Below are 14014 nucleotides of genomic sequence, written 5' to 3'. Positions count from 1 at the left end.
TCCTTTCAACCCTTCATTATTATAAACTATTCAGGCTATTTTTCAAGCTATTCTGCCGAAATTCCTAGAATTTCTCGAATTTCCTCCACAGAGAGACTGGATTTGGCTTCTGCCCCGTCCAGAATAGTCGAAACCAGGTTGCGCTTGCTCTCCTGCAGCTCCTGTATCTTCTCCTCAATCGTACCCCGTGTAATCATCCGATAGACTTCGACATTGCGCTCCTGACCGATACGGTGGGCACGGCCGATGGCCTGGGCCTCAACCGCTGGATTCCACCAGAGGTCAACCAAGATGACTGTGTCTGCACCAGTCAGATTGAGACCGACACCTCCAGCCTTGAGGGAGATTAGAAAGGCTGAACGCTGACCGTCATTGAAGGCTGTTGTCATGTCCTGACGCTCCTTGGCTGGAGTAGAGCCTGTAATCTTAAAAGACTCCATGCCTAGCTTGTCCAGCTCACTCTCGATAATATCCAGCATACCACGAAATTGTGAAAATATGAGGACACGACGATTACCATCTTGTATCTGTTCAAGTAATTCCCGCAAACTCTCCAGCTTACCGCTCTCGCCCTCGTAATCTTCCATAAACAGCTTCGGAGTGTCACAGATCTGGCGGAGGCGCATAAGACCTGACAGAATCTCTATCTTGCTGCGGTTGATCTCATCTTCTGTCGCATGGATGATTCTGTCCTGCATCTGCTTGAGCAGAGCCAGATAAATGGTCTTCTGGCTATCTGCCAATTCATTGCGATAAGCAACTTCAATCAAATCAGGCAATTCCTGCAGCACATCTTCTTTCTTGCGCCGCATGACAAATGGTTTGATATAGCGAGCGACTTTCTCTGCTGGCAGTTTTAAAAATTCCTTTTTACTTGGCAAAAGTCCTGGCATGACAATTTGGAAAATAGACCAAAGTTCTCCCAGATTATTCTCAATCGGCGTCCCAGAAAGGGCATAGGTATGCTCCACTTCAAAATCCCGCAAATACTGGGCAATCTTGGTCTGGTCATTTTTCATGACCTGAGCCTCATCCAAAATCAAATACTGGAAGTGATTGTTCCGGTATTCTTCCACATCCTGCCTGAAAGAAGCATAGCTAGTAATGGTAATCTGATGCTTCTCCGCTATCAGCTCATCACGAACATTTTTCAGACCATACACCACCGCCACATCCAGATGCGGAGCAAATTTAGAAAACTCATCGCTCCAGTTGTAAATCAGGCTGGATGGCGCCAAGATTAAGACTTTCTTAGAGCCATCTATACGCGAACTCAGAAAAGAAATCGTCTGCAGGGTCTTCCCTAGTCCCATATCGTCAGCCAAGATGCCACCGAAACCATACTTATCCAACATAGATAACCACTTGACACCCGTCTCTTGGTAATCCCGAAGGTCAGCCTTGACTTGCAGCTCAGGAAGAGGAAACTCCTCAGGATGAGTCAGGTCAAAGGCCAGTTGCTGCACATCTTTTGAAAACTGTACTCTATCCTTGCCCTTGAAAAACTCTGCCAGTTGATAAGCCGCCAGACTGCTGGTCTGAATGAAGCCATTTTTAGTCCGCTTACTCCGCAGCTGCTGCAAAGTCCGACTCATTTCCTTGATCTCTTCATCGAAAATCAAGACTTGCCCAGACTTACTGATAAAGAAGTCCTGCTCCTTGAAGAGCGAATCAAGCACTGCGTCTATCTCTGACTGCGCAATACCAGCAAAATCAAAACCAACATCTAAGAGGCCGCCCTTCATCTTGACAGAGATCCTTGGACTTTCTGTCTGTGCCAGTGCCTCTAACTCTTCTGTCATGCTGACATGGCCCAAAGCCTCAAAATTGGGAATGACTTCTGAGAAGAAATGATAAATTTCTTCTGGCTTCAGAGGTGGTCGCTGACTGTAAAAATCTGCCACAAAACCTGCCTGCAGCATTTGCTTAAAGACTTGCTGCTCATGCTCAAAATTACCCGCAAAAGGCAGACGTTCCAAATCTTTGCGAGTCGTCACCTTCCTGTCTCCATAGTCAAAGACAGTATCCAAAATCAGACGCTTGTCAGGACCGATATCAAAGTCAAACTTGGCTGTAAAGTCATGAATCATCATACTTTCAGGTGCTTCTACCCGGCCAACTTTTTTAAACTCAGACAAACTGGAAGCCAGCTTCGTCCTCTCTGACAAGTCGAATTGCAGGCGCTTCAACCGATCATGCTCTATAGGCAGCTCCCGTAAAGCCTTCATCAGTCTAATCTGCTGAGGATTTAGCTGGTAGAAAGTATCTCCATAAAAGATAAACTGGCCATCATAAAGCATCTTATAATTCTTCTCAGCAATGACTAGCTCAAAATGCTCTTCATGCTCTTCCACTTGGAAAGTATAAACTTCTGCCTCTTCATGTAAATCTTGGAAAAAGACTTCACTGTAGTCGTAAAGGATGTACTCTAAGCGGAAAGAAGACAGATTCATCAGGAAGATAACTCCCTCTTCAAAGATGCTGGCTGGGAAGAAAAGATTGCGTCCAGCATTTGGGAAAATCAAAAAGGAATCTTGCCCCTGATAGTCGAGCACTAGCCCCTGCAGGAAAACGAGCAAATCTTGACTGGCTTCATCAAAATCCTCCAAATGAATAGCCTCATAGTAACTCTTACCAATCTGATAATGCCCGCCCTTTTCCAAGGTCCGAAGGAAGGAAAGAACGTCTCGGACAACATAAGAGCGCTCGTCCGGCAAGCGACTGATCCGAAGACTCCAGAGAAACTGCCCTGTATAAGAGTCCTCCTGACCAGTAGCCGAGAGCTCATAACGAACCTGTTGATCGGATTTCTCCGGCAAGACCTTATCCAAGAACAAGCTTCCGAAAGAAACCAGCTCTTGGGTCTCCTGACTGGTCAACTCCTCTTCTTCCATACTCTTTAGCACATCTTTTCCCGATGGGGCATTTTTCAGATAATACTCCAAGGCTGCCAGATGGGCACAGTATTTTTTCTTCTGGAAAAAGTCGCAATAACAAAAGATGACATCATCATCCAAGCTATAGCGCAGATTACACTCGTCCACACGAGCATATAAAAGAGAATCACTGACCTCAAGGATTACTACCTTATTGTTTTCAACCAGGGCAATTCCTTCTGTCCGAATCTTACCAGGAATTAATTTTGCCATAATTACCACCTTACATTTATCTCACCATTATACCATACTTTCGACATAAAAAAAGAAAAGCAAGCTCTTATGCTTACTTTCATTTTTACATATAAACGTATGTTTGTCAAATTGCTGTTTTCAAACTCTACTTCCGCTTCCTTGCAATCAAGTGAATCGGGGTTCCTTCAAAAACAAAGGCCTTGCGGATTTGATTTTCCAAGAAACGCAGGTAAGAGAAATGCATGAGTTCTTCTTCGTTGACAAAGATGACAAAAGTTGGCGGTTTGGTCGCTACCTGAGTCGCATAAAAAATCTTGAGACGCTTGCCCTTGTCAGTCGGTGTCGGATTAATCGCGATAGCATCCATGATAACATCATTGAGGACCGCAGAGGGAATACGGGTATTCTGACTCTGACTGATTTGCTTAATCATGTCCGGCAGCTTATGGAGACGCTGCTTGGTTAGAGCAGAGACAAAGATAATCGGTGCATAAGACAGATACTGGAACTGGTCACGAATATCTGCTTCCCAGTCTTTCATGGTATGGTTATCTTTTTCCAGTGTGTCCCACTTATTAACAACGATAACAATACCTTTTCCTGCTTCATGGGCAAAGCCAGCGATTCGCTTGTCGTACTCACGAATCCCTTCCTCAGCATTCAGCACCATCAAAACGACATCTGAGCGGTCAATCGCCCGCATGGCCCGCATGACAGAGTATTTCTCTGTATTTTCATAGACCTTGCCTGACTTGCGCATACCAGCCGTATCGATCATGGTAAATTCCTGACCTTCACTGTCTGTAAAGACCGTATCAATAGCGTCACGCGTTGTACCAGCCACTGGACTAGCAATGACTCGGTCTTCCCCCAAGATAGCATTGATCAAGCTAGACTTGCCGACATTAGGACGGCCAATCAAGCTAAACTTAATCATATCAGGATTTTCGACGACTTCTTCATTTGGCAGGTTTTCAACAATCGCATCAAGAACATCCCCTGTACCAATCCCGTGAACTGAGGAAACCGGGAATGGATCACCCAGGCCCAGCGCATAGAAATCAAAAATTTCATTGCGCATTTCGGGATTGTCGACCTTATTGACCGCTAAAATAATCGGCTTATGAGTCTTGTAGAGCATGCGAGCCACATACTCGTCCGCATCCGTGATACCTTCCTTGCCAGACACGACAAAAACGATAACATCTGCTTCGTCCATAGCGATCTCGGCCTGGTGTTTGATTTGCTCCATAAAAGGTGCGTCAACATCGTCAATTCCGCCCGTATCAATAATACTGAACTTACGGTTGAGCCAGTTTGCGGTCGCATAGATTCGGTCGCGGGTCACCCCTTCGACATCTTCCACAATGGAAATCCGCTCACCGGCAATCCGATTGAAGAGCGTTGATTTGCCGACATTGGGACGGCCGACAATGGCAATAGTTGGTAAGGCCATGTTTTTCCTCTTTCATTCTTTAGGACAGAGCCAAACTCCACCCTATTTTTCTAATTTCTTTTCTTTGAACAGTTGGTTGATAGCTTGATTTGGCTCCTGACCAAATTGGGCAGCTAGGCGCTGACTCCAGGTTTCTTTAGCTCGCTCGCCGGCATATTCAGTCTGAACGCGGTCATAGGCTTGGATAGTTGAACGATCCTGTTCACGATATTCTTCCTCAAAGACCACTGCTTCATAAGGCAGACGTGGCTTGACTGCATGGTTCTGGTTGGGAGTTCCCAGAGCAATCCCAAAGACTGGATAAGTGTAGTCTGGTAGCTTGAAAAGCTCTGCTATTTGACTGGCAGCATATCGAACCAGTCCAATGATTACTCCGCTATAACCCAAACTTTCAGCTGCTAAAAGGGTATTTTGTCCCGCTAAAGCAGCATCTACTGAGCTAATCAGGAGATTCTCCGGCCCCTTAGGATAAAAGTCTTCCGTATGCATGTGAACGCCTTTTTGGGCACGATTGAGGTCTCCAACAAAAAGCAGGAAGGCTGAAGACTGCCGAATGGCTTCTTGGGGCACCAGGTCAAAGAGGGCTTCTTTTTTCTCTTTGCTTCGCACCACAATGATAGAGTAAGACTGGAAATTCTTCCAGCTGGACGCTGCTCGCCCAGCATCAATGATGGCACGTAATTCCTTATCCGAAATCTGCTCCTCCGTAAAGCGGCGAACAGACGTATGAGCATTCATCAAGTTAATTGTTTCATTCATCGGCGGTTCTCTCCTTCTAGGCGTACCTCCTGAGCCAGAAATTTAATCCGCTCCATAACTCGCTTGGCTTGCCAAGTCTCATCGCCATTCTTAGAGCTGGCAAAGTGACGCTCTAAATCCGCAAAACTAAAGTTAGAAGTAAAGAAAGTTGGCAGATTTTCCTGCATGCGGTGCTGGAGAATGACCTGCAAAATCTCATCTCGCATCCAGGGGCTAGACTGCTCTGCACCGATATCGTCCAAAATCAGCACTTGAGCTGTCTTGACCTGGTCAATCTTTTCCTTGACCAAGCCGGAACTGATCGCATTCTTCACATCCAAAACAAAGCTCGGATAGTGGAGCAGAGTCGTTGAAACACCGCGTTTTTCTGACAAATCATGCGCCAGAGCAGCCATCATGTAGCTCTTCCCGACCCCAAAATCCCCGTAGAGATAAACAGACTTCTGATAATTCGGAAACTCAGCAACGAAGTTGGTCAAAAATTCAAAAGCCTTGTAGCGGCCAACATCGTCCAGATCCACCTGAGCCAGACTAGCCTCCTTGAGACTGGCTGGTAGGCTGATGAGATTGAGACGGCTTCTAATAGCCTCCTGTCTCTCCTGCTCAATCAACTCAGGCGTCTCTTCATAGGCAACATCCGCATAGCCTTCATTTTTCACCAAGATTGGCTTATAGCCCTTAGCAATATAGGTCTCGTCCCCCAGCAAAAAACGGTTGCGCTCCGTAATATACTGGTTAAACTTGGAGACACTGCGCTGAATTTCAGCTTGGGTCAGCTTTTCCTGCTGGATAAAGGCCGCGACATCTGGGTCCGCCATAATCTGCTTGACCAGCTCCTGATAGTCAAACTGCCGCACCCTATTCATATGAGGCATATTCTGTCCTATTTTCTCCATTTATTCGCCTCCTCCTTCAAGTTTGGCTAAGAGCCGACGTTTCTGCTCTTCTAGCTCGGCCTGCTTCTCTGCACTCGTTTCGTTTTTATAATCCGGCTGACTCCAGTCAGGTACATTGCTTTTGGTAGAGCCTTGTCCAGATTTAGCTGGACGGTTCTGGGGCTGCTGGTTGCGCTCACGGATTCTCAAGACTGCTTCCTCAGCTGTCGTCACCTTTTGATAAGAAAAATCATTAGCTACCTTGAGGGCATACTTTTCATTGAGATTGGCTGAATCCACCTTATTAAAGGTCAAGAGCAAGATTACGTTGATAACCTCGTCCAAAAGGCCTAATTCAGCTAAATCTAGCAAAAGCTTTCTCTCCGTCCGCGTAATAGCAGCCTGACGAGTTTTTTTGATTTCTGCCAGAAAGACCATTGGAGATGTTCGTTTTGCCTCTTGAATGATAGACTGCTCCTGCTTAGAAAATTGGCCTTCTGCCGGCTTCTGAGCTAGCTTTTGCTTCATCCGTTTAGTAGAAATGACCTGAGAAACAGCAGTTTCTCTCGCCAAGACATAAGTCTCATACCAAGTCCACTTCTTCTGCTCAGCAATTGCAAACAATTCTAGCACATCTTCCTTTTCATTGGCAAAACGAAGATTGTCCTGAGCCATCCGTTGCTTGAAATACTCCAAGTCAAAATCATTGGCTTTTCGCACTGCCCTTGCTTGCTCATCTTCCATACCAAACACCTGCATAAAAGGCTTGATCAATTTATCTCCGCTAGGATTTTCTGGTCGCAGGGCATCTGCAGCAGCTTCGCCGATTTTCTTTTCCAAGAGCCGACTGTACACATTATGGCTGAAAAATTCCTCCGCCGTTAAGGTCGGGTGGAGTTGAATCAGATAATAGTCATCTGTTTGATAAAGATCTACTAGCTTAATCGCTGCCAAACGCTCAAAACTTTCTTCTAAAATATTAAGTCCAAAATCTAAATGATTGAGAATCTGACTGAAGAGGTGCTGCTTTTGCCCATTATCTCCAAAAGACAGCAGATAAAGATAAAGTGCTACCGCTTCTCTCCCCAAAATCGGCAAATAGAGCTTGGTCAAGATAGCAATATCTGAGCTGACTGCATTATTGCGCAAGAAAGAAAACTGATGGTTTGGTTTCATTTATTTGTCCTTTTTCTTCTTGGACCCCTTGGTAATCTGCTTGAGCAGGCTTTCCAGCTCGCCCACATCCTTGAAACTCCGGTAAACACTGGCGAAACGAACGTAGGTGATTTCATCCAGCTCGGCCAGTTCATCCATGACTAAGGATCCAATATATTCACTATTGATTTCATTATCGCTCTGACTGCGGACCTTTTGCTCGATTCGGTTGACAATCTCTTCTATTTCGTCACTAGATACTGGCCGCTTTTGAGCGGAGCGAATAATACCGTTAAAAATCTTATCCCGAGAAAATTGCTCGCGTGTCCCGTCCTTCTTGACAACAACTAGGGTTCTCTCTTCAACACGCTCGTAGGTCGTAAAGCGGTGTTGACATTCCTCACACTCACGGCGGCGACGGATTGTATTCCCATCTTCTGCCTGTCTGCTATCAACTACACTTGATTTATTCCCACCACATTTCGGACAACGCATACCATTTCCTCCTAGAATCCTAATACTTCATTATAACACGTTTTCAAGAATAACAAAAGACAGCCGTTTGGGGTGTAAAATTACACTATTTCACCCTAAAAATATGTTTATCAAAAAGAAAAAGAGAGGCAAATCTGTTGCGTTCTCAGTCTTGCCTCATCTTTTTATTTCTATAAAGTCACTTGCACTTCTATACCAAAATGGTCACTGACAACAGGGGTTTCTTTCCCGTTAAAAACGACAGCGGAGCGCTCAACGTCCATCCCTTGGCTAGTGAAAACATAGTCTATCTTCAGAGCATGTTTATTATCATCCCAGCCTGCAATAGTCCCTTCTACTGTCGCCTCTCCGATAGCTTCTTTTGCAGCAGTATGGCTATCCTGCAGCTTCAGCGGACTGGCTAAGATGGTCTGGTAGCCTTGCTGACCGACTGGATTGTTGAAATCGCCCATGAGGACCAGAGGAGTTTCTGCTTGTAGCAGCTCTTCTTCAAGCTTAGTCCATTCTCCCTGGAAACCTTTGTCCCACCAAGACAGATGGCAGGAGGCAATTGTCAGCAATTGACCATCTACCTCAGTCTCAGCTAGCAAGACCTTACGAGTATGATAATCCCTAGGATCATTAGCCTCTGATACCAGAACTTCTCTAGGAGTCAGCGGCTTTCTGGACAGAATTGCCACTCCTTCGTTGTAAATATCAAACCCAATATGATTATAGGCCCAGGACCAATGATAGTCCAGTCCTGCTTCAGCCAACTTTTTTACCAAGCAAAGAGCAAAGTGATCTTGATGAATCCCAATCGCTCCTTCAACTGCCTGATAAAAAGGAGCCTGAACAACCTGTTCAGACTCCGTTAATTGATTGACTTCCTGCAGGCAAATGACATCATATTTTTCTTGAAGAATGCGTTCTACAAGCTGATTAAGCTTCGTTTCTTGCTCTTCTTCCATCCAACTATGAGTATTTAATGTCAGGAATTTTGCCATGATTTCTCTTTTCTATTTTACAATTCAACCTTAGCAACAACTGTCTTAGCAGATGCTTGACCAAGTTTTTCTACTGTTACAGACTTGATAGCTGCTGCATTTGTGAAGACTACGATTGTTGAAGTTTCACGTCCTGCTTCCTTGATTGCTTCCAAGTCAGCCGTGACTAGAAGATCTCCAGCTGCAACTTTTTGACCTTCTGAAACATGAACTTCGAATGGTTTACCTTCAAGGCTAACAGTTTCCAAACCAATATGTACCAAGACTTCCAGGCCATTATCTGTCACAAGACCGATAGCATGCTTGCTAGGGAAGACGCTAGTTACTGTACCAGCAACTGGTGAATAAATCTTACCATTTTCTGGCTCAACTGCAAATCCATCACCCATCATTTTTTGTGAGAATACTGGATCTTTAACATCTGCCAAGTCAATGACTTGACCGTCCGCAACAGTTTCAACTTCCTCAGTCACACCTTTGTAAGTAACTTCGGCTGCTGCTGATTCTGCTTTTTGGCTAGGAAGTGTTTCAGGAATCACTTCACCAGAATCCAACAAGTCTTGAATATCAGATTTAAGAACGTCAGCTTTTGGTCCGTAGATAGCCTGAACGCCTTGGCCTTTCATAACCAAGCCCATAGCGCCTTCAGCTTTCCACTGTTCTTCTGTTCCAACTTTTTTAGCATCTTTGACAGTCACACGCAGACGAGTCATACATGCATCTACATCTACGATATTAGCGCGACCACCCAGAAGGTTGATAACATTTACTGCTTGAGATGCTTCAGCAACTTTACCACTAGTTGACTCTGATGAAGAAGCTTCATCTGAACCATCTGCTGTTTCATAGTTACCGTTACGTCCTGGAGTTGCATAGTTAAACTTCTTGATCATGAAGTTAGAAATGAGGTACATCACAACACCAAAGAGGATCGTTACCCAGATGAAGTTGATGATATCCATTCCCAAGCCAGCATTGATGGCCATAGGAGTACGGGTCAAGAATTCGATAGAACCGAATGAGTGCACACGAAGGTTAACGATGTCAGCCATTGCGAACGCAGCACCTTGTACAAATGCATAAATGATATACAGCGGTGTTGCAACGAACATGAACATGTACTCGATTGGTTCAGTCACCCCTGTCAAGAAGGTTGCCAAAGCAGTCGCAATCATCATACCTTTGTATTTGTGCTTCTTGTCAGCATCCACGTTGTGATAGATAGCTGCCGCTACCCCCATAAGGATACCGAATGAACCAATCATCTGACCAACTTTAAAGCGAGCTGGATGAACTGTATCAAGCAAGTGTTGGTAAGTAGAAGGATCAGCTGATTTCGTACCAACCAAGTCAGTTACCCAAGCCAACCACAGTGGATCTTGACCAGCTACAGTTGTTCCCGCACCAGAACCAGTAATAACGTGATAAACACCACCTAGTTCTGTGTAGTTCATTGGAATGGTCAACATGTGGTGCAAACCAAATGGAAGCAAGAGACGTTCCAAAGTACCATAGATGAATGGTGCCAAAACTGGTGCAGTATCTTGTGAGTTAGCAATCCAAATACCAAAGCTGTTGATACCTGATTGAACAACTGGCCATACAAATGACAAAACAATTGCTACAATTACTGAGCGCAAGATAACAACGAAAGGTACAAAACGCTTACCATTAAAGAATGACAAAGCATCTGGCAATTTACGGAAATTATAGTATTTGTTATAAGCTGTCGCTCCAACAAAACCTGCGATAATTCCGACAAAGACACCCATATTCAGAGCTGGTGACTCCAGAACGCTGATGAAATAATCAGAAACCTTAATCGATGCGCCAAACATTGTTTTAACCACAGCTACCTTATCTGAGAGCATATCGCTGGTAACGCCAAACATAACACCAGTAATACGGTTAATCAGGATAAAGGACAGACCTGCTGCGAAGGCACCGCCTGCGCGTTCTTTTGCCCAGCTTCCACCAATAGCCAAAGCAAAGAGGATATGCAGGTTACCGATAACCCCCCAACCAATCTGCTCTAAGACACCGCCAATAGTGACTAAAACACCTAGATTTGGATTAATCATCGGAATAGACTTACCGATACTAATCATCAGTCCTGCTGCCGGCATAACAGCAACGACCACCATCAAAGCTTTACCGAATTTTTGCCAAAATTCAAAGCTAAAAATGTTCTTGAATGAATCTTTCATCATTCAGACCTCCTTATATTTTTTGCAAACAAGTTCGCTTTATTATGAAATCGTTTGCATATCGATACATCTATTATAGCACGATTTTTTATTTTGTAAAGGCTTTTATAAAAAAATTTTCTCTTTTTTTGCATCCTAAAGTTTAAAATTTTTCTTTACGAACCACATTCTTGCTATATTTTAACGAAAACGATTGCATAGAATAACCAGAAAGTCCGCATTATTTCTCCTATTAATACTGTAACAAGCGCAAAAAAACTCCGTCTCTCAAGGAGAACAGAGTTTTGATTTTTTTATTCTTGCATGGCATAACCAACACCGCGAACGGTTTTGATATAGCTTGGCTGCCCTTCCACATCAATTTTACTGCGCAGATAACGAATATAAACATCTACAACGTTGGTCTCCGTTGCACTCTCGTACTTCCAGACACGCTCCAGTAGTTGCTCACGGCTCATGACCTTATTGCTGCTCATCAGGGTTACCAGCAGATCGTACTCCCGCCGCGTCAGCGCAATAACTTCCTCGCCACGGTAAACTGTGTGATTTTTAATATCCACTCGCAGATTCCTGTAAGAGGTCGGAATTTTCAAGAGGCTGCAGTGCTGGTCGATAAAGTCGCGCCCGCGGAAAATGATAGAGACACGCTCCACTAAATCACTGATAATGAAAGGCTTGACCACGTAGGAAACAGCAAAATGCTGGATTGCTTCCTGCTGCTCCGCAATCTCTTCGCGACTAGCCAGAACGATAATGACGGAAGCCGGCTTAATCAAGCTCAGCTGCTGAGCAAAATCGCTGGCAGTCATATCTTGAAGATCATAGTTGAGCAAGAGCAAGTCATAGTCCACATCTTTAGCCAAAGCCAGTCCCTCTTGACCGGTCTCAGCTAAATCTACAAGAAAGCTTTCCTTTTGCAGTTCCAAACTCACAAACCGGGCAAGATTTTTTTCATTTTCTACTAGTAAAATTCGCTTTGCCATAGGCCTATCCTATTTTTCGTCGTACCAAGAATAGTGGTAGGTACCTTCTTTGTCCTTACGGTTGTATGTATGAGCACCAAAGTAATCACGCTGCGCCTGAATCAGATTCGCTGGCAGATTTTCCGCACGGTAGCTATCAAAGTAAGCAATGGCACTGGAGAAGGTTGGTACTGGTACTCCCGCTTGCACAGCCAAGCTGACAACATCACGGACTGCCTGCTGGTACTTAGCCGTAATATCCATGAAGTATTCATCCAAGAGTAGGTTTGCAAGGTCAGCATCACGGCTGTAAGCATCTGTAATCTTTTGCAGGAAGCGGGCACGGATGATACAGCCAGCACGCCAGATAGAAGCAATCTCTCCAAACGGCAGGTTCCAGTTGTTTTCCTTAGAAGCTACACGCAACTGAGCAAATCCTTGAGCATAAGACATGATTTTTGAGAAGTAAAGAGCCTGACGGATCTTTTCAATCAACTCTGCCTTATCTCCTTCAAAGGTGAAAGCAGCTGGTTTTGGCAATACCTTGCTGGCAGCCACTCGCTCATCTTTGTAAGTAGAAATGTAACGTGCAAAGACTGACTCAGTAATCAATGGCAGCGGCACACCTAAATCCAGTGAAGATTGACTGGTCCACTTACCAGTTCCTTTATTGCCAGCTGCATCCAGAATATAGTCAACGATTGGGCCAGCTTGCCCTTCATCGTCCTTGCGTGTCAAGATATCCGCTGTAATCTCAATCAGATAACTGTCCAACTCGCCTTTGTTCCACTCTGTGAAGATATCAGCCATTTCACTAGCTGAAAGGCCCAGCAAGTGTTGCATCAGGTCATAACTCTCAGCGATAAGCTGCATATCTCCATATTCAATCCCGTTATGGACCATTTTTACATAGTGACCGGCGCCATCAGGACCGATATAGGTCACACATGGTGCGCCGTCTTCAGGAGCTTTGGCAGAGATTTCTTCTAAGACATCGGCTACCAACTCATAAGCTTCTTTTTGACCACCCGGCATAATAGATGGCCCTTCCAATGCACCCTTTTCACCACCGGAAACACCTGTACCGATGAAGTTGATACCAGAGTTAGCCAACTCTTCATTACGGCGAATAGTATCCTTGTAGAAAGTATTCCCACCGTCAATCAGGATATCGCCCTTATCCAAGTGAGGGAGCAGCGCTTGAATAGTCGCATCGGTACCAGGACCAGCTTGAACCATCAGCATAATCCGACGCGGTTTTTCGATAGAGTTGACAAAAGACTCTACATCATAGCTTGGCACAAAGTTTTTCTCAGGATGAGAGGCAATGACGTCCTCTGTCTTGTTTGCTGAGCGGTTATAAATGGCAACAGTATAGCCACGAGATTCGATATTTAGGGCAAGGTTACGGCCCATAACAGCCATACCAACAACACCAAAATTTGCTTTAGTCATTATGTTCTCCTATAGTTTGTTTGTCTTATTTTATCATTTTTAAGGTTTAAAAGAAAGTATTAAGTCGGAGAGGGATGAAAGGGGGGATGGGGATAGGAAAACCAAGCTCAGATGAAACTGAACTTGGTTGAGGGGATTTATAGTAAAGTAGAGTATTTCATTTGACGAGTGTTAAGCTTTACTATAAAATAAAGAAATTTTCATTTATTATAATAATTCAAATTTGTAATACTTAAAATTATCTTACTCCGTTGACACATATGAAATGATTCTTACAGAACAATTAGAATTTTTCTTGTTATCATGCTACGAACCAAGCACTATCAAGGAATTGAGACTGATTTAATAGTTACAAGATTAAAATGTTAGTAATAGATTTTCTTTAAGAAATCTATAATCTCTTGCTTTAAAGAAACTAAATTACGACGCTCTTCATCCAAGTTACTTTCCATAATTTTTATATTGGAATCTTTAAGCGAACAAATATAGTATCCTTCCTCTGATGTAAATCCTTCTTCTACATGAGCAAGAGC

10 protein-coding genes are annotated in these 14014 nt (G+C 44.2%); all 10 read right to left on the bottom strand.

The features are described 5' to 3' along the window. Positions 1-47: 47 nt before the first annotated feature. Positions 48-3149 (bottom strand): pilus expression-regulating Snf2 family helicase, encoded by a 3102-nt coding sequence (locus D8886_RS07560; RefSeq protein WP_125434908.1) that lies wholly within the window; start codon positions 3147-3149, stop codon positions 48-50. 127 nt (positions 3150-3276) lie between these two features. Beyond that, positions 3277-4587, bottom strand: coding sequence for a ribosome biogenesis GTPase Der (gene der, locus D8886_RS07555; protein ID WP_125434906.1), 1311 nt, complete (start codon positions 4585-4587; stop codon positions 3277-3279). Between the two features lie 42 nt (positions 4588-4629). Further along, positions 4630-5346: a nitroreductase family protein gene (locus tag D8886_RS07550; protein ID WP_125434904.1), complete on the bottom strand. Its 717-nt coding sequence runs from the start codon at positions 5344-5346 to the stop codon at positions 4630-4632. Further along, complete coding sequence (dnaI, locus tag D8886_RS07545; RefSeq protein WP_125434902.1) at positions 5343-6242, bottom strand: primosomal protein DnaI; 900 nt, start codon at positions 6240-6242, stop codon at positions 5343-5345. The genes D8886_RS07550 and dnaI overlap by 4 nt, the downstream gene beginning before the upstream one ends. After that, positions 6243-7397: a DnaD domain protein gene (locus tag D8886_RS07540; RefSeq protein WP_125434900.1), complete on the bottom strand. Its 1155-nt coding sequence runs from the start codon at positions 7395-7397 to the stop codon at positions 6243-6245. Further along, positions 7398-7871 (bottom strand): transcriptional regulator NrdR, encoded by a 474-nt coding sequence (nrdR, locus tag D8886_RS07535; RefSeq protein ID WP_002894570.1) that lies wholly within the window; start codon positions 7869-7871, stop codon positions 7398-7400. It abuts the gene before it with no gap. Between the two features lie 170 nt (positions 7872-8041). Beyond that, positions 8042-8857, bottom strand: a complete 816-nt coding sequence (locus D8886_RS07530) for an endonuclease/exonuclease/phosphatase family protein (protein ID WP_125402404.1) — start codon at positions 8855-8857, stop codon at positions 8042-8044. Positions 8858-8874: 17 nt separating this feature from the next. Continuing rightward, entirely contained in the window at positions 8875-11067 is a 2193-nt protein-coding gene (locus D8886_RS07525; protein WP_125434898.1) for a PTS transporter subunit IIBC, read from the bottom strand. Positions 11068-11357: 290 nt separating this feature from the next. After that, the gene (locus tag D8886_RS07520) at positions 11358-12047 is read right to left on the bottom strand and encodes a response regulator transcription factor (RefSeq protein WP_125402399.1); all 690 of its coding nucleotides are present in this window, start codon (positions 12045-12047) and stop codon (positions 11358-11360) included. Between the two features lie 9 nt (positions 12048-12056). Then, complete coding sequence (gene gnd / locus D8886_RS07515; RefSeq protein ID WP_125341047.1) at positions 12057-13481, bottom strand: NADP-dependent phosphogluconate dehydrogenase; 1425 nt, start codon at positions 13479-13481, stop codon at positions 12057-12059. Between the last annotated feature and the right edge of the window lie 533 nt (positions 13482-14014).

It is taken from the genome of Streptococcus sanguinis, from assembly GCF_003943655.1.
Classification (GTDB): Bacteria; Bacillota; Bacilli; order Lactobacillales; family Streptococcaceae; genus Streptococcus; species Streptococcus sanguinis_F.
Note: the sequence above shows the minus strand (reverse complement) of the source record. Positions and strands in the feature narration are given on the sequence as shown.